Below are 15198 nucleotides of genomic sequence, written 5' to 3' on the forward strand. Positions count from 1 at the left end.
TAGCGTGGGCGGCGTCGACCGCATTCACGGAAAGAGCCCCGGTGACCAAGATCCTGTTGTCCCTCCATGTCCTGGCCGCCATCGTCGCCATCGGTCCCGTGACCGTCGCGGCCAGCATGTTCCCGCCCGCCGCGCGCCGTGCGACCCCCTCGGGCGGCATCGGCACGCCGGCGCTCCTGCACCGCATCTGCCGTGTCTACGCCGGTGTCGGGCTGACCGTCCCGGCCCTCGGGTTCGCCACCGCGGCCGCGATGGGCGTCCTCGGCAGCGGATGGCTCATCACCTCCATCGCCCTGACCGCCGCGGCCGCCGGCATCCTGGTGGCCTTCGTCCTGCCCCGCCAGGAGGAACTCCTCGACCGGCTGAAGGACGAGCAGGCTCCCGACCACCGGGACACCGTGCAACTCGCCATGTTCACCGGCATCTTCAACCTGCTCTGGGTCACGGTCACCGTCCTGATGATCGTCCGGCCGGGTTCCACGACGGGAGCCTGAACAAGTCCCGCCCTCGCCTGTCACGGATGTCCGGTCTGCGTCAAGTCATCCCAAGGAATTCACACTCCGGGACACCGCGCCGCCTACACTCGCAGTCTCGCCCCCATCACGGGGCCGACGAGCAGAAAGGCACGTTGACGGGTGTTCCAGGATTCCCCCATCTACGACCGACTCATCGCGGAGCGCGGTGACGTACCCGCACAGGTGCGCCGCGAGGCCGAACGTGTGAGCAGGGAACTGGAGCTGGTCATGCGGCCCTCACAGTCCCTCGGCTACGACCGGCCGCACTCCCCGGGCGCGGGTTGGCAGCGCGCGGGCATGCTCCCCGGCCCGCGCCCGCAGTGAACGACAGGCCGGGCCCGGGACCGCCGGGCCCGGTCACTCAACGGACCTTTGTGTGGGAACCGTTGACATGGGACGGCTGGACCGGCACCGGCCGGACCAGCCACTCGGCGATGGTCCGGGCGATCGGCTGACCCGTCTCCACCTCGACGAACCCGAACTGCCCCGACTGGTTGCACTCCAGGAACCACCAGGTCCCGTCGGCGTCCTCCACGAAGTCGAAAGCCCCGTAGGCCAGTCCGGCCTCCCGCAGATAGGACAGCACGCCCGGCGCGATGCGGGACGGCACGTCGACCGGGAGCCAGGGCGAGCCGGGCGCGGCGAAGCGCACGTCGACCTCGTCCGGGTCCGCGTCGTCCGCGGTCGCCTTGCGGGCGGCCAGCATCCGCTCGCCCACGACGGTGAGCCGGATGTCGGCCCGCTTGGTGATCCGCCGTTGCAGCAGCGTCGGCCCGAACGCGACGGCCGAGAAGTCCGTGTCCGGCGCGACCCGGCTGGTCGGCACGGCCCGGGGCGGGTCCTGCGGATGCGCGCCCGACACCGGCTTGACCACCAGCTCCGGGTAACGCTCCGCGAACTCGCGGGCGGCGCGCGGGAAGGTCGTGATCAGCGTCGCGGGCACGGGCAGGCCGCATCTCTGGGCGAGGCGCAGCTGCCACGGCTTGTGCCGGGCCCGGCGCGCCGCGTCGGGGTCGTTCATCCAGCGCGCGTCCGAGCCGCGCAGCATGCCGTAGAGCGCCTGGGCGGCTTCCTCGGTCAGCCACGCGGACGGCTGGGCCGCCCGTGCGGCCGGGACGCCGGGCCGGCGTACCCACACGGACCGGAGCCCCCCGATGCTCACCAGCCGCCCCCCGGCGGACAGATGGCCGCGGAACCGGCCGTGCACGTACTCCCCCGAGAGCGCGACTCCACCGGTCAGATCCGCGGGATCGACCCGGACCACGGGAACCCCCGTCGCGTTCAGGTGGACGACCACCATGTCCGCGGTGACGTCCTCCTCGCAGGTGAGGATCAGTACGGTCATCGTCGACGGCCCGCGGTCAGTCGTCGAAGTGCGTCTTGGAGCCGGCGGTGGACGTCGTGGTGCCGAACTCTCTCAACAGGGCGAAGTCAGAGGCCGCGACCCGTCCGTCGCGGAGTACGTTCAACTGCAGTCCGGCGTCGTACACGTACGGAATGGCAGCTTCCAACTCCACTGCCGGGCGCGCGTAGTTGAGCGCGAACGGTTGCATCGTCTCTCCCTCGTCGGTACTGCGCCGAGCAGGCCTGGGCCTGGGGGCGCGGCCGCCCGGGCCGCCGGCCTGTTTCGGCTTCCAGAGACTTATACGAATCGAACGGGTGGTTGGTTTCCTTACTTTCCGTAGTCATCGGCCAGTTGCCGGTCCGACCGGTGTGCCGTACTGCGCTCCCGTTCGCCGAGGGAGCCGCGGACAGTGCGCAGAGCGAGCAGCAGAACGCCGATGTCGTCCAGGTACACCGGGTCGGGCAGAAGGTCGACGGGCAGCACGAGATAGAGCACCGCGCCCCAGAAGACCCAGCGCGGCCCCGTGGGCAGTCCCGCACGCCGCAGATCGCGGCGGGTCCGGACCAGCCGCACCAGGACGACGACGGCGAAGACGAGGACGAAGGCCGCGAGAACCGCGGCCAGCATGATCACCTTGGTGGTCGTATCCACGGGTTGCCCTCCTCCTGGCGTGCCGCGACACGGGGTGTCCTTAGCTGGATTCCCTTTTCCGGCGGCTGTATTGCGGCCCGGGCCCGATAGGTCGGCGAGTCGGCGCATTTTCCGTACGGGTGGTCATCCCGCTGGCTCACCCGAGTGGCACGGGGTGACGGGGGCGCCTAGTAATGGTCAGCGTAACGTCGCTCGTCACACGACGGGGGGCGCAGGAGCGGCCGCACTCTTCCCACGGAGGCGAGGATGACCACCTGCTCTTCATCACCCCGCTCGAACGAACCTGCCATACCGAACGAGCCGAGCGGGTCCGCCCAGCCGTCCGCCGAGACGACCGTCGCCACCGGCACGCACCAGGTGGAGCAGACGACCGTCGCCACCCGCACGCACCAGGTGGAGCAGACGAGCGCACAGCCGGCCGCCGGGCCGTACGAGGCATACGAGGCGGACCCGGCGGGGCGCGCCGAGCCCGCCGTCGCCGGTTCCCACCAGGCCGACCGGGCGGACGCCGGGCCCGTGGCCCTCGGCTCCCACCCGGCGGCCGGGGCGGCAACGCGGCCGGCCGCCCCCGAGCCGGACCCGGCCGCCGCGCGGCCCGTACCGCCCGCCGAGGACTGGCTGGATCCCGCGGAGGCGCGGCCCGCCGCCCCCGCCATGAACCGGCCGGACCCCGCGGAGGAGCCTGCCGGGCCCGCACACGTGACCACCACCGGCCCGGATGATGCCGATCCGTCCGCCGGGCCCGCCCATGTGGCCAACGCCACTCCGGCCAACGCCACTCCGGCCAACGCCGCTCCGGAGGACGCCGCTCCGGAGGATGCCGTTCCGTCCGCCGGGCCCGGCCCGGACGACGCCGGCCGGCCGGGCGCACGGCCGTTCGTCATCCGGTCGCTCGACGACAACCCGGTGGAGCTGAGGCCCGGTAGCGGCCCCGCCTCCGGCGCACCGTACGGCGACGCCGTCAGCGACCTGGTGCACGCCGCCGTGGCCGATCGGCCGCTGGAGGAGGTCGTCGACCTCATCGTCTCGCTGGAGGAGTCGCCCGATCACGCGCAGGCGAGGGTCGACGCGCTCCGCACCGCAGGGGTGTCCCGGTCCGTGGAGGACGTGTCCCGGATGATCGCCCTGCTGACGAAGCCCCCGCGCGACGCCGACCGCGCTGACGACGCGATCCGGGCCGCGGCCGCCCACCGGCCGGTGGAAGAAGTGACCCGGCTGGTGACCCTGCTGCACAAGGAGCCGCAGGAGCCCCACGTCCGCGAGGAGGCGCTGCGCGCGGCCGCCACCGGCCGTTCCGTCGGGGAACTGGTCGAGCTGATCGACCGCCTCGGCCTGGAGCGGCTGGACCGCAACGGCCGTCGCCCGAACGGCACGTCGCGCCCCGAGGGCGAGACCGCGAAGGCCGAGGCGCCCGGCCGCACCGGCAAGCGCCGTGCGGCACGCGCGGGTTCGGTCCGCGAGACCCACCGCGCCCTCGACGACTCACCTCCGGAGCGCGAGCCGGCGACGGACCGGTACGCCCGGTCCGTGTCCTGGTCGGGATGGCTCGCCGCCCTGGCCCTCGCCGTGTGCGCGGTGGTCCACTTCCCGCTGCAGCGCGGCGACGCGTCCCTTCGGCTGCACGCGTTCGCCCTCGGCCTGTCGGTGCTGTGCACGGTGCTTGCGGTGCTGCTGGCGCTGCGTCCCGTGGCGTTGGTGCTGGCCGGCGCGGTGCTGGTGCCCACGGTGCTGGCCGGGGCCCAGGCGTACGGCAGTTCCTTCCCGTCGGCGTCCCTGTCCCGGGCCGTCGACCTGGCGCTCGCCCCGCCGTGGCTGGCCGCCGGAGTCGCCGGGTGCGCGGCTCTGCTGGCCCTCGTCGCCCTGGTCTTCCGGGTGCTGGCGCCCATCGCCGCCAGGCAGTGGGAGGCCGCGCCGGTGTCCGAGGCACACGGCATGGCGGAGTGAGGCCCGGAAGGTTCCCTTGGGTTGGACCGGATCGCGGCGCCGTCGCCTGCGGATCCGGTCCACTCATGCGGCCCGACGTCCTGATGGGATGGGCGACGGAGGGTCGTTCATCGCGGGCCGAAACAGGTTGACGGCATGGCCCGGTGACGGAGAAGCCGTGCCGGGCCGGCCACCCCTGCTCTTCACTCATCCGCCCGTTCGGGGTGGAGCGCGGTAAAGGCCAGCAGGGGGGTCGCGGTCCGCGGTGGATCCTCCAGCAGGGGCGAGTGCCCGAGACCGGGCAGCAACTCGACCTTCGCGCCCGGAACGGCTCGGTAGTCGGAGGCGGATGAGGACCGCCAGTCGACGGACTCGCAGCCGAGGTCGGGTGGAGCCGTAAGAGGCTGTGGTCCCGGTTCCGGTCGCAGCTCGGCCTGCCGCCCAAGCGCGCCGTGAAGCTGGTCCGCTTCGACCATGCCGCCCACCGCCTGGTCCGCTTCGACCATGCCGCCCACCGCCTGGTCGCGGGTGACGCCGCGGCCCACGTCGAGGCCGAGACCGGCTACGCCGACCAGTCCCACCTGCATCGGGACGTCAAGGCGTTCACCGGGGCAACCCCCGCGACCGTGGCCGACGAGCCGTTTCTCGCCGTTGACGACCTCGCATGGCCCGGCCGCGGAACGGCCCCCGCCATGCCGCGTTTCAGGCCCGGTGGTCGAGCAGCCCGGTCAGCACCCGGTCCGGTGTGAGCGGGAGTTCACGGAAACGGACGCCTGTGGCGTGGTGCACGGCGTTGCCGATCGCCGCGGCCGTCCCGACGATGCCGATCTCCCCGATCCCCTTGCTGCCCATGGGGTTGAGGCGGGAGTCCTCCTCGTCGACCCAGTGCGCCTCGATCTCGGCGACGTCGGCGTGCGCGGGCACGTGGTACGAGGCCAGATCCGACTCCGTGAAGTCACCGAACGCGGCGTCCATGGTGCTGCCCTCGGTCAGTGCCATGCCCAGGCCCATCGTCATGCCGCCCACGAACTGGGAGCGCGCCGTACGGGCGTTGAGGATGCGGCCCGCCGCGTACACCCCCAGGAGCCGGCCGACCCGGACCTCGCCGGTGACCGTGTCCACCGCGACCTCGGCGAAGTGCGCCCCGAAGGCGTGCCGCGCGAAGTCGCTCTCGGCGTCCGCGGTCCCCTCGGTGTCGGCGCGGGCGTCGAGGCCCTGCTCGGGCAGCGGCCCGGCGTGCTCGGCCAGGCGCCGGGCCAGCCGGGCGCAGGCCTCGTGCACCGCCCAGCCCCAGGAGGCGGTGCCCGACGAGCCGCCGGCCAGCGGCGCCGACGGGAGTTCGGTGCTGCCGACCTCGATCCGCACCCGCTCCAGTGGCACCCCGAGAGCGTCGGCGCCGACCTGCGCGAGCACGGTCCGGGCACCCGTCCCGATGTCGGTGGCGTTGATCCGCACCAGGAACGTCCCGTCGGGCCGGGCGCGGGCCGCCGCGGTGGACGGGCCCACGATGACGGGGTAGGTCGCCGCCGCCACTCCGGTTCCCAGCAGCAGGGGCCCGTCCCGGCGGGCGCCCGGGCGGGGATCGCGCCCGTCCCACCCGAAGCGCCGGGAGCCCTCGCGCAGACACTCGATCAGATGCCTGCTGCTGAACGGCTTGCCGCTGTCGGGCTCGACGTCCGGCTCGTTGCGGACGCGCAGCTCGATCGGGTCCATGCCCAGTTCGGTGGCCAGCTCGTCCATGGCGGACTCCAGCGCGTACATGCCGGGTGCCTCGCCCGGAGCCCGCATCCAGGACGGTGAGGGAACGTCCAGCGCCGCGACCCGGTGCACCGTACGGCTGTGCGGCGCGGCGTACATCACCCGTGCGGGCACCGCCGCCTGCTCCACGAACTCTTTGATGCGGGAGGTGTGCGTCGTGACCTCGTGCGCCAGGGACGTGAGCCGGCCGTCCGCGTCGGCCCCGAGCCGCAGCCGGTGGAGGGTCGGGGCCCGGTGCCCGACGACGGCGGGCAGGTACCGGCGCGGCAGCGCCACCGTCACCGGCCGCCCGGTGTGACGTGCCGCCATGACGGCGAGCACCACGTCGGGCCGTGGCGTGCCCTTGGACCCGAAGCCGCCGCCGACGTGCTCGGCGGTGACGACGATCCGCTCCTTCGGCAGCCCGAACAACCCGGAGAGCACGGACCGCACGGCACCGGTGCCCTGGCTGGAGGTGTGCACGCTGAGCCGGCCGTCCTCCCACCGGGCCGTGCTGGTGTGCGGCTCCATGGGGTGGTTGTGCAGCGGCGGCACCCGGTACGCGACGTCCACCCGGGTCGCCGAGGAACCGAACGCCCCGTCGGCGTCCCCCTGTTCACGGACGGCCGGGTGACCGCCGTTGGCCTCCTCGGGCACATGGACACCCGGGTGCTCGGCGGTGAGGGTCACGTCGTGCTCCTCGGCGGCGTAGGAGACGCGGACGGCCGCCGCACCGGCGCGGGCCGCCTCCAGGGTCTCGGCCACCACCAGGGCCACGAACCAGCCGCGGTGCGGTACCCGGGGATCTTGTAGCAGGGCGAGCGTGGGATCGTCCGGTTCCGACAGCCGCGGCGCGTTCTCGTGGGTGAGGACGCCGAGGACACCGGGCACGTCCAGCGCGGCCGCCGTGTCGATGCCGGTCACCCGGCCCCGGGCCACACTCGCCGGCACCGGCCAGGCCTGGGCCCGGCCGGGGAAGTGGAACTCCGCGGCGTAGCGGGCCGTGCCGCCGACCTTCTCCAGCCCCTCGCGGCGCTCGGCGGGGGCACCCACACTGCCGGTCATGAGGCCCTCCCGGCGAGCGCGGTGTCCGTGAGCCGGGACAGCACGTCCACGGCGAGATTGCGGGCGAGCGGCACCTTGTAGGCGTTGTCCCGCAACGGCTGCGCGGCGGACAGCTCCCGCTCGACGGCGTGCTCGAAAGCCGCCCGGGTCGGGGCCGCGCCCAGCAGCGCCTCCTCCGCCCGCCGGGCCCGCCAGGGCCGGTGCGCCAGCGCCCCGAAGGCGATCCCCGCATGGCCGACGACCCCGTCCTCCAGGCGCAGCACGACCGCGACGGACGCGAGCGCGAAGGCGTACGAGGCCCGGTCGCGGGCCTTGCGGTAGGCCGACGGCAGCCCGGCCGTGACGGCCGGCAGCACCACACCGGTGATCAGTTCGCCGGGACGGATCTCGGTGTCCTGCTCGGGCCGGTCCCCGGGCAGCCGGTGGAAGTCCGCCGCCGCGACACTCCGGGCTCCCTCGGGCCCGTCCAGCTCGACACGCCCGTCGAGGGCGGCGAGTGCCACCGCCATGTCCGACGGGTGGGTGGCGATGCAGTGCGCGGAGTGCCCGAGCACCGCGTGATCACGGTGGACACCCTCCCGTGCGCCGCAGCCGCTGCCCGGCTCGCGCTTGTTGCACGGCTTCGACAGGTCCTGGAAGTACGGGCACCGGGTGCGCTGGAGCAGGTTCCCGCCGGTCGTCGCAGCGTTGCGCAACTGTCCGGAAGCGCCCGCGAGCACCGCCTGCGACAGCGCCGGGTACCGGTCGCGCACGAGGGGGTGCGCGGCGAGGTCGCTGTTGCGGACCATCGCCCCGACGCGCAGCGCGCCGTCGGGCAGTTCCTCGACCCTGTCCAGGGGCAGCCGGGTGACGTCGATGAGGGCGCTCGGCGCCTCGACGCCGAGCTTCATGAGGTCGACGAGGTTGGTGCCGCCGCCGAGGTAGCGGGCGCCGGCGTGGGAGGCGTACGCGGAGGTCGCCTCCTCGACGCTGCCGGCGCGGACGTAGGCGAACTCCTTCACGGGATCACGTCCTCCACGGCCTCGGCGATCCGCGGATACGCACCGCACCGGCACAGGTTGCCGCTCAGCCGCTCCCGGATCTCCGCACGGTCCAGTGGCACCGGCTCGCCCGAGGGCGCCGCCGGGTCGGTGACGTGCGAGGGGTGACCGGCCGCGGCCTCGGCGAGCGCGCCTGCCGCGGAGCAGATCTGGCCCGGGGTGCAGTAGCCGCACTGGAACGCGTCGCGCTCCAGGAAGGCCCGCTGCAGCGGATGCGGCTCCTCACCGTCGCCGGACAGGCCCTCGACGGTGGTGACCTCACGGCCGTCGAGGGCGACCGCGAACAGCAGGCAGCTGTTGACGCGCCGCCCGTCCACCAGGACGGTGCAGGCGCCGCACTGACCGTGGTCGCAGCCCTTCTTGGCACCCGTGAGCTCGAGATCCTCCCGCAGGAGGTCCAGCAGGACCCGCCGGTGGTCGACGGTGAGCGTGTGCGGTTTGCCGTTGACGCGGAGCGTGGTCCGCGAGTGGTGCCGATGGTTGCCCATGTCGTGGAGGACCTTCCCGGGCGGGCCGTGATGCCGTACGGACCGCGTATCCAGGACGGCACGACTGACACGTGCGACCCACGAGGAGGTGCTACCGCTCCGACGTCACGCGCTGGTCGGCGGTGCTCTCGACGTCGCTCGTCTTGTCGCTAGTCGCGTCGTTCGGCGCGTCGCTCTTCTCGTCACTCTTCTTCTGGTCACCGGCCGGAGTGGCGGGACGCTTGACCTTGAAGCGTTCGAACGTCCGTGTGAGCTGCTGCAGCGGGGACGCGGCGGGCGGACCCGACGGCTGGGGTCCGGCGGGAGCGGCCCGGGCGGCCTCCTGGTAGACGGCCAGGGCCTCGTGGGCGCTCTCGGCGGCCTCCCGGTACAGGTCACGGGACTTCGTCATGGCCTCCAGCGCCTCGGCGTACATCGCCACCAGACCGCGCTGGCGGTCCAGCTCCTCCCTGAGCGTCAGCAGGTGCCAGTCCTCCCGCAGCGCGGTGAGGGCGTCCTCGGCACCGTCGGGCAGGGGCCGGGGGAGTGCGGCGAACCGCGTCACCGCGTCGACGAGGTCGGCCGGCTCGGAGCCGTCGAGGAAGACGGCGCGGACCGAGAAGTCCCGGGCGTCGTAGCCCTCCGGTGCCGGAACGCCCGGCAGGACCACCGCGCCACCGCGCGGCACCTCGACCCCGGAGTCCCGCAGGGCCCAGTTCAGGCCGCGCAGCTGCTGCGGGGCTGCGTGGTGCTCCACCACACGGTGGCGCAGGCCCGGCGGCAGCCACCGGGCCACCGGCGTACGTCCCCGGTCGTCCGTGCTCATCGCCTCGTGGACGACCACGTGGATGTGCCACCCCCCGCGCACGGCGCTCCTGAGCAGGCGGCGGATCTCCCGGTCGTCCTGGGGCAGGGGGTTGATCTCTCCCAGGGCCAGACGCGTGGCGGGATCCTGGTCCCAGGCGAAGTCGGGGTCCTCCGGCCAGAACAGGCCGGCGGGGGAGGGCCATGCGAGGTCCCACGGCTGCTCGGCCTCCGCGACCAGCAGCCACTCCTGCCCGCCCCCCTCGCCCGGGCCGGGCTTCAGGCTCAGCCGGGCGCGTACGGTCACGTCGTCACCGACCCGCCAACGGGCCTCGAAGACCCGTTCCGCCGGGGCGGTTTCGTCTTCGGGCAGCTCCAGGAAGTCGTCGATGGCCCGGCTGTCCTTGCGCTGCTGCAGGGAGCGCCGGAGAACGTCTTCCGCGGATCCCGGGGCGTGGCGGCCGCGCGCCGGCCACACCGTGGCGGGAGTCATGGGGCGAACGGTGGGGGAGGTCAGCATGGGTCCATCTGTAAGCGGGGGTAGGTGTGCTTGCCAGTATCGTCGCCGCAGGCCGACGGGTGCTAGCCGGGGTCGCACCCGGCTCCGGTCGCCGGTGACGCAGGTGTCTACGCCCCTTCACCACCCCGGCCGGCCCGCGGCGCGCTCCGGTCACCCTGATTGTCGCTCCTCGTGTCGAGCACGCCCGTCCCCTCTTCCGTCCCGCCGTCGCTCATGCCCACCGCCTACCCGTGCCGGGCTGCGTCATGTGGCGCGAGGGGGGTGGTGTGTGACGACGGGGTGGCGTGCTGCGACACCCGGTAGTGCCCGGGGTCGTGCCAGGCGTGAGGTGCGGGATGTGCGCCACGCACGCGGGGTGTGCGCGCCGCGCACACATCCGCGGATCTCACCCGTGGCCCGCCCGCCGCCCGGTCCCGACAATGGTGCGCACGAGCAGGGCCCGCCCACCATCCGCATCGGGGCGGGTCCTGCTCGCTTCGCCAGGCGGGGGGCGCCGTTCAGCCGTCCCCGTCAAGGGCGTGGTTCGCCGCCTCCAGCCCCGTCGAGGAGCTTCAGCCGGTCCTCGTACGCGGTGCCGGGCTCGGCCCGCGGGTCACGAACGGCGTCCGCACCGACGGTTCCCCGCCGTCCGGGTGGCCCGGCCGGTTCTCCAGGCCCTGACGATCGCGCCGGGGCGGTTCCGCGCTGTTCGGCGGCGACGACGGTGCCGTGCGGCCCATGCCTGTCGAGGCCGCGGCGGGGTACCCGGCTGAGCACGAGTTCGTGCGTGGCCGAGAAGAGGGGGCCGGGGGCAGTGGCGGTGAAGGCGATGGGGTGGGCGCACTCCTTTCGTATGTCCGAAGGAGTGCGAGCAGGGCGGGAGTGGACACGCGGGCGTCTCCAGACCCTGCCCTGGGCGGCTGCCGAGCCGGACACGGTGGACGCCGTCGTGCTGGCGGTGTCCGAGTTGATCACCAACGCGCACATCCATGCGCACAGTGACGCGCACCTGGTCCTCACCTGGGACGGCGACTGCCTTCACGTCAGCGTCCACGACGAGGACCCGACGCTGCCGCGCCAGCGCGATCCGGAGCCGGGCGAGGTCTCCGGCCGCGGAGTGGCGATCGTGCGCCAGCTCGCCGACGACTGGGCGATGAGGTGCCAGCGGCACGGCAAGACGGTGACGGCATGCTTCCGTCCCGCCGACCCCGCGGCAGATGCCGAAGCGGACACGGGCCGCCGGGGCGGCAGGTAGCAGTTGAGTTCCGCTCACCGTCGAGGCCCGCTCCCGAAGGAGAAGTGTCGTGTACCTGGCAAGAGGATCGAGTGACGACGACCCCTACGTCTGGCTCTGGGTCCTGGGCGCCCTCGCCCTGTACGCACTGATCAGCTACGGACTGCAGTACCGCGTCCGCGCCCGTCGCGGGTCCGCGCACCCGGCTCACGACGCCCTGCACGACCTCAAGGACCGGGAGGACCCCCAGCCGTCCGAGAACCGCTTCGTCAGCCGCCTGATCATGCTGTGCGGAGCGGGGCTCACCGGTCTGGTCGCCTACCTGACCAGTGGCCCCGTGCGGGTCCTGACCGTCGGGCTCACCGCCGTCGTGGCCGTGACCCTCTGGGCGTATTACGACCACCGTACGGAGACGCGCGCTTCGGCCCGGTGATGAGGCGGACCCGGGTCCCCTTCCTCGTAGGGCGAGAGGGGACCCGGGTCCGTGTCAGTGGCTCTCGGGGTGCTTGCCGGGACCGCCGGCGCCGGGGGACAACGGAGTGGGGGACAGCGTGGTGTCCTCCTCACCCGGCTCCAGGAGGGTGTCGGCGGCACCCACGATGAGGGGATCGGGTGTGCCGACCGCTTCCCGGTCCTTGCTGGCGTAGTCGATGCGCGACAGCAGACTGCGCATGGTCTCCAGCCGGGCGCGCCGCTTGTCGTTGCTCTTGACGACCGTCCAGGGGGCGTGGGCGGCGTCGGTGGCGCGGAACATGTCCACCTTCGCCTCGGTGTAGTCGTCCCAGAGGTCCAGCGAGGCCAGGTCGGTGGGGGAGAGTTTCCACTGGCGCACCGGGTCGACCTGCCGGATCGCGAAGCGGGTGCGCTGCTCCGAGCGGGACACGGAGAACCAGAACTTCACCAGCAGGATCCCGTCGTCCACCAGCATCCGCTCGAAGGCCGGGCACTGGCCGAGGAACAGCTCGTACTCGTCCTTGGAGCAGTAGCCCATCACGCGTTCCACACCGGCCCGGTTGTACCAGGAGCGGTCGAAGAAGACGATCTCCCCGGCCGTCGGCAGGTGCGCGATGTACCGCTGGAAGTACCACTGGCCCACCTCGCGCTCGGTGGGCTTGTCCAGGGCGACCACGCGAGCGCCGCGCGGGTTGAGCCGCTCGGTCAGCCGCTGGATCGTGCCGCCCTTGCCCGCCGCGTCACGCCCCTCGCACACGACGACCAGGCGTGCGCCGGTGTCCTTGACCCACCGCTGGAGCTTGAGCAGCTCGATCTGCAGGATGCGCTTGGACCGCTCGTACTCCTTGCGGCCCACCTTGCGGTCGTAGGGATGGTTCTCCCGCCATGTCCGGATGGGGCGCCCGTCCCCGTCCAGCACGATCGGCTGCTCCCGTCGGCTGGTGTCCACGGTCAGCCCGTCCAGCAGCCTGTCCGCGTCTTCGGCGCTCATCACTCGACTCCCCGTCCCTCGCCCGGTGAACGGAGACACGGGTGCCCCGCCCGGACCCACCCATGTGAAGTGCGAGGACTCCGGCCGGGCACGGGCGCCCCGGCCGGCCGCTCAGAGCGCGGTGCCGGTCTCCTCGGCCAGAGCCCGCACCAGACGGTCCTGGAACGCCTCGTCGTGGACCGCGCGATGCGGCTCCAACCGCCGGCCGTGGTACCAGTAGCCGCCCGCCGTCAGAGCCTCCGGGTCGTCGCTCACCGCCAGCCACTCCTGCGTCTGGTGGCCGAGCTCCAGGTCGTCCGGCGCGCCCGGCCCGCCCATCCTCGTCGGCACCCAGCCGGGATCCACGGCGTTGCTCAGCACCCCCGGGCGCAGCCGGGCCACCGCGGCCGCCAGCGTCGTCACGAACAGCTTGCTGTCGGCGTACGACCCCGCGCTCCGGCCCTGCCAGTCGACCCCGTCCAGCGACGCCGGCCGCCCGCCGGCATGGGAATTGCTGCTCAGGTACACCAGCCGGCGAGGCCCGCGCAGCAGCGCGGTCAGCAGATAGGGCGCGACGATGTTGACCGGCATGACCGCCGGTCCGCTCCACACCCCGGCATTGTGGATGACGGCGTCGAGGGGCCGCGAGGCGTTCAGCTCGTCGGCGACCCGCCGCACGGCGTCACGCTCGGCGAAGTCGCCCACCACGAGGTGAGCCCCACGGTCGGCCAGCTCGCCGAGCACCGCCGCCCGCTCCTCGGACCGGGCGTGCACCACCACGTCGTGCCCCGCCGCCAGCAGCGCCTCCGCAACGGCCCGCCCGAGCCCTTCGGCGGACCCCGTCACCAGGATCCGGCTCACCGCACCTCCCATGGACCTGCCTCCTTCCCCAGGATGCGCGTCCCGCGACGGGACCCGCCCTAGATCACACAGCCGTTCAGCCCGGGTACCCCGTCGATCCAGTTGGTGCTGTTCTCGACGTAGTAGCTGGAAATGATCCCGTACTTGGTCCAGCCCCGGGGCTGGACCATCAGCCAGTAGGGATTGCCGCCCACCGACTGGCCCGGGATCTGGCAGTACACCAGCACCTCGTCCCAGGAGTTGATCTGTCCGAGCACCGTGGGGCAGTTCGAGGTGCTCGGTGCGTGGATGCAGTTGCCCTCGTTGATGTCGCGGACGTTGACGCCGTCCGCCCACACGCCGTACCAGCCCTTGCCGTGCCCGTCGGCCGCGGCGCTCTGGGAGGTGGTGACCACGAGGGTGAGTGCTCCGGCGACGGCGAGTGCCGCGGTCGTCCTGCGCATGACGATTCCTTTCGGTGCCGTGGCGGTCCGGCTCACGCGACGGTGGCCGTCTCAACGCTCCGCACCCTAGGCAGGCCCAGGGCATAGCGGTGCCTGACATCTGTCAGGACCGCAGCCACGCGAGAAGCGCCATGCTGGGCCGGGTGCCGTCCGGGCGGTCCGGCGAGGACGGACGACAAGGGGGGCATGGGCGGGCGCACCGCCGACGTGAGCACCAACGCTGTTCTGCCAGCGGCAGAACAGCGGCCGGACCGGGTTCGACGATCACTACAGTCCAGTCTCATGACGACGATCACGACGCGCACGGTCGAGTACCCGGCCGACGGTTTGACGATGATCGGGCACCTCGCGCTCCCGGCCGGTGTCGACCGCCGGCCCGCAGTGCTGCTCGGACCAGAGGGCATGGGGCTCAGCGACGTCGAGCGCCGCCGGGCCGATGCTCTCGCCGAGCTGGGATATGTAGCGCTGGCCTTCGACCTTCACGGCGGGTGCTATTTGGGTGACCCCGAGGAGATGCTGGCCCGTTGCATGCCACTGCTCGCTGATCCCGACCGGATGCGGCGCATCGGCCACGCGGCACTCGACGAGTTGCGCACCGAGCCCCGGACCGACCCCGACCGGATCGCCGCCATCGGCTACGGCACCGGGGGCGCCATCGCGCTGGAACTCGGGCGAGCCGGCGTCAACCTGCGTGCGATCGGGACAGTCAACGCAACTACCACGGGCCGACCGGGCGAGGCAGCGCGCATCCGCTGCCCGGTGTGGGCCGGGGTCGGATCGGAAGACCCGATCATGCCGCCCGCGCGACGAAACGCGTTCACCGCTGAGATGCAGGCCGCGGGCATCGACTGGCGCCTCACGGTCTACGGCGGCGCCTTGCACGCCTTCCACCACCCGCCGGTCGACCACCCCGTGGTCCCCGGCGTCGGCTACCACCCACAGCACGCGCAGCGAGCCTGGCGCGACGTCGTCGACCTGCTCGCCGAGTGCCTGCCAGTGACGGAGGACCGGGGGGACTGACCCAGACGAACACGCCGGCGCCAGGACTGGTCAGCGTCGCGCGCTGACAGTCTCCTCCCCTCAAGCCCTCATAGCAGAAGGCCATGTCGACCGGATCAAGACACTCAGGCGCCGGATGTTCGGCCGCGCGGGCTTCGCCCTCCTGCAACAGGTCCGGACCGTCATGACTGG

The 15198-nt window shown here is 72.9% G+C and carries 16 protein-coding genes and 2 pseudogenes; 7 read left to right on the forward strand and 11 right to left on the reverse strand.

Going from position 1 to position 15198, the window contains the following annotated elements; genetic code table 11:
* Window positions 1–41 precede the first annotated feature (41 nt).
* Both QOL88_RS36985 and QOL88_RS36990 read left to right on the forward strand, forming a co-directional pair.
* Window positions 42–494, forward strand: a complete 453-nt coding sequence (locus QOL88_RS36985; RefSeq protein ID WP_097222556.1) for a hypothetical protein — start codon at window positions 42–44, stop codon at window positions 492–494.
* A gap of 141 nt (window positions 495–635) precedes the next feature.
* Window positions 636–839, forward strand: coding sequence for a hypothetical protein (locus QOL88_RS36990; protein ID WP_031111422.1), 204 nt, complete (start codon window positions 636–638; stop codon window positions 837–839).
* A 37-nt stretch (window positions 840–876) separates the two neighbouring features.
* Here the strand turns inward: QOL88_RS36990 and tgmB are convergent, their stop codons facing one another.
* The 3 genes from tgmB to QOL88_RS37005 form a co-directional block, all read right to left on the reverse strand.
* Window positions 877–1860, reverse strand: coding sequence for an ATP-grasp ribosomal peptide maturase (tgmB, locus tag QOL88_RS36995; RefSeq protein WP_097222557.1), 984 nt, complete (start codon window positions 1858–1860; stop codon window positions 877–879).
* A 16-nt stretch (window positions 1861–1876) separates the two neighbouring features.
* On the reverse strand, window positions 1877–2068 hold the full coding sequence (gene tgmA / locus QOL88_RS37000) for a putative ATP-grasp-modified RiPP (RefSeq protein ID WP_033312495.1): 192 nt from the start codon (window positions 2066–2068) through the stop codon (window positions 1877–1879).
* 119 nt (window positions 2069–2187) lie between these two features.
* Window positions 2188–2511 carry a YkvA family protein gene (locus tag QOL88_RS37005; RefSeq protein WP_179879064.1) on the reverse strand — a complete coding sequence of 108 codons (324 nt, stop codon included), beginning with the start codon at window positions 2509–2511 and terminating at the stop codon, window positions 2188–2190.
* A 246-nt stretch (window positions 2512–2757) separates the two neighbouring features.
* Between QOL88_RS37005 and QOL88_RS37010 the strand changes: the two genes are divergently transcribed.
* Entirely contained in the window at window positions 2758–4455 is a 1698-nt protein-coding gene (locus QOL88_RS37010) for a hypothetical protein (protein WP_097222559.1), read from the forward strand.
* Between the two features lie 182 nt (window positions 4456–4637).
* Here QOL88_RS37010 and QOL88_RS37015 read toward each other — a convergent pair.
* A pseudogene (locus tag QOL88_RS37015) lies at window positions 4638–4796 on the reverse strand (alpha/beta hydrolase); the annotation flags it as partial.
* Between QOL88_RS37015 and QOL88_RS37020 the strand changes: the two are divergent.
* Window positions 4797–5183, forward strand: a pseudogene (locus QOL88_RS37020) (helix-turn-helix domain-containing protein); the annotation flags it as partial. It abuts the pseudogene before it with no gap.
* Here the strand turns inward: QOL88_RS37020 and QOL88_RS37025 are convergent.
* The 4 genes from QOL88_RS37025 to QOL88_RS37040 all read right to left on the reverse strand — a co-directional run bounded on the left by QOL88_RS37025 (window position 5137) and on the right by QOL88_RS37040 (window position 10067).
* Window positions 5137–7236 carry a xanthine dehydrogenase family protein molybdopterin-binding subunit gene (locus QOL88_RS37025; protein ID WP_097222560.1) on the reverse strand — a complete coding sequence of 700 codons (2100 nt, stop codon included), beginning with the start codon at window positions 7234–7236 and terminating at the stop codon, window positions 5137–5139. The pseudogene QOL88_RS37020 and the gene QOL88_RS37025 sit on opposite strands and share 47 nt — an antisense overlap.
* Window positions 7233–8237 (reverse strand): FAD binding domain-containing protein, encoded by a 1005-nt coding sequence (locus QOL88_RS37030; RefSeq protein ID WP_097222561.1) that lies wholly within the window; start codon window positions 8235–8237, stop codon window positions 7233–7235. The genes QOL88_RS37025 and QOL88_RS37030 overlap by 4 nt, the downstream gene beginning before the upstream one ends.
* A complete protein-coding gene (locus QOL88_RS37035; protein WP_097222562.1) occupies window positions 8234–8764 on the reverse strand; it encodes a (2Fe-2S)-binding protein in 531 nt (176 codons plus the stop codon). The genes QOL88_RS37030 and QOL88_RS37035 overlap by 4 nt, the downstream gene beginning before the upstream one ends.
* Before the next feature lie 91 nt (window positions 8765–8855).
* A complete protein-coding gene (locus QOL88_RS37040; protein WP_179879065.1) occupies window positions 8856–10067 on the reverse strand; it encodes a hypothetical protein in 1212 nt (403 codons plus the stop codon).
* Window positions 10068–10860: 793 nt separating this feature from the next.
* Here QOL88_RS37040 and QOL88_RS37045 point away from each other — a divergent pair.
* A complete protein-coding gene (locus tag QOL88_RS37045; RefSeq protein ID WP_097223362.1) occupies window positions 10861–11301 on the forward strand; it encodes an ATP-binding protein in 441 nt (146 codons plus the stop codon).
* A gap of 49 nt (window positions 11302–11350) precedes the next feature.
* On the forward strand, window positions 11351–11713 hold the full coding sequence (locus QOL88_RS37050; protein WP_097222564.1) for a hypothetical protein: 363 nt from the start codon (window positions 11351–11353) through the stop codon (window positions 11711–11713).
* A gap of 54 nt (window positions 11714–11767) precedes the next feature.
* On the opposite strand, the gene ppk2 is transcribed toward QOL88_RS37050, so the two are convergent.
* From ppk2 to QOL88_RS37065, 3 genes are all read right to left on the reverse strand, one after another.
* Window positions 11768–12724: a polyphosphate kinase 2 gene (gene ppk2, locus QOL88_RS37055; protein ID WP_179879066.1), complete on the reverse strand. Its 957-nt coding sequence runs from the start codon at window positions 12722–12724 to the stop codon at window positions 11768–11770.
* Between the two features lie 111 nt (window positions 12725–12835).
* Entirely contained in the window at window positions 12836–13564 is a 729-nt protein-coding gene (locus QOL88_RS37060; protein WP_097223363.1) for an SDR family NAD(P)-dependent oxidoreductase, read from the reverse strand.
* A gap of 59 nt (window positions 13565–13623) precedes the next feature.
* Window positions 13624–14007 carry a hypothetical protein gene (locus tag QOL88_RS37065; protein ID WP_097222566.1) on the reverse strand — a complete coding sequence of 128 codons (384 nt, stop codon included), beginning with the start codon at window positions 14005–14007 and terminating at the stop codon, window positions 13624–13626.
* A gap of 282 nt (window positions 14008–14289) precedes the next feature.
* Here QOL88_RS37065 and QOL88_RS37070 point away from each other — a divergent pair, with 282 nt between their 5' ends.
* Window positions 14290–15027 carry a dienelactone hydrolase family protein gene (locus QOL88_RS37070; protein WP_097222567.1) on the forward strand — a complete coding sequence of 246 codons (738 nt, stop codon included), beginning with the start codon at window positions 14290–14292 and terminating at the stop codon, window positions 15025–15027.
* Window positions 15028–15198: the final 171 nt, after the last annotated feature.

The organism is Streptomyces sp. Ag82_O1-12 (assembly GCF_900182715.1).
GTDB lineage: Bacteria > Actinomycetota > Actinomycetes > Streptomycetales > Streptomycetaceae > Streptomyces > Streptomyces massasporeus.

Bases quoted from the DNA above. Each gene is read 5' to 3' on its own strand.
- tgmB (WP_097222557.1), bottom strand. From the start codon at position 1,860: ATGACCGTACTGATCCTCACCTGCGAGGAGGACGTCACCGCGGACATG.
- tgmA (WP_033312495.1), bottom strand. From the start codon at position 2,068: ATGCAACCGTTCGCGCTCAACTACGCGCGCCCGGCAGTGGAGTTGGAA.
- QOL88_RS37010 (WP_097222559.1), top strand. From the start codon at position 2,758: ATGACCACCTGCTCTTCATCACCCCGCTCGAACGAACCTGCCATACCG.
- QOL88_RS37025 (WP_097222560.1), bottom strand. From the start codon at position 7,236: ATGACCGGCAGTGTGGGTGCCCCCGCCGAGCGCCGCGAGGGGCTGGAG.
- QOL88_RS37035 (WP_097222562.1), bottom strand. From the start codon at position 8,764: ATGGGCAACCATCGGCACCACTCGCGGACCACGCTCCGCGTCAACGGC.
- QOL88_RS37040 (WP_179879065.1), bottom strand. From the start codon at position 10,067: ATGCTGACCTCCCCCACCGTTCGCCCCATGACTCCCGCCACGGTGTGG.
- ppk2 (WP_179879066.1), bottom strand. From the start codon at position 12,724: ATGAGCGCCGAAGACGCGGACAGGCTGCTGGACGGGCTGACCGTGGAC.
- QOL88_RS37065 (WP_097222566.1), bottom strand. From the start codon at position 14,007: ATGCGCAGGACGACCGCGGCACTCGCCGTCGCCGGAGCACTCACCCTC.
- QOL88_RS37070 (WP_097222567.1), top strand. From the start codon at position 14,290: ATGACGACGATCACGACGCGCACGGTCGAGTACCCGGCCGACGGTTTG.